Source organism: Pseudomonas sp. HY7a-MNA-CIBAN-0227 (genome assembly GCF_040310325.1).
Lineage (GTDB): Bacteria > Pseudomonadota > Gammaproteobacteria > Pseudomonadales > Pseudomonadaceae > Aquipseudomonas.
Window position 1 is genome coordinate 1 of sequence record NZ_JBEOPT010000110.1, and the last position, 278, is coordinate 278.

The window sequence follows — 278 nt, forward strand, 5'->3', positions numbered from 1 at the left end:
CATTGTCATAGACCAACGCATCAAACTGCGTGCGCGTCATAAAGGGCACGAGTGTCGCATTAGTCTGACTATCAGCATGCGCATAGAGCAACACTTCATGTCCTTGAGCGACCAATTCATCACATATAAGCTCGGTAATCATCTCAAGACCGCCAGCATATGGCTGCGCGATTGGATATAGAGAATGCGCAATAATGGCAATGCGCAATACAGGAGTATCTATTACGCTAGCATCACGGTAAGCAGTAATACTTGATATATCGACAGTAGGGCTAGAT

General features: G+C 45.7%; 1 pseudogene. It reads right to left on the minus strand.

Features of this window, described 5'->3' with window-relative positions:
- Window positions 1-278, minus strand: a pseudogene (locus tag AAEZ06_RS27190) (hypothetical protein); the annotation flags it as partial.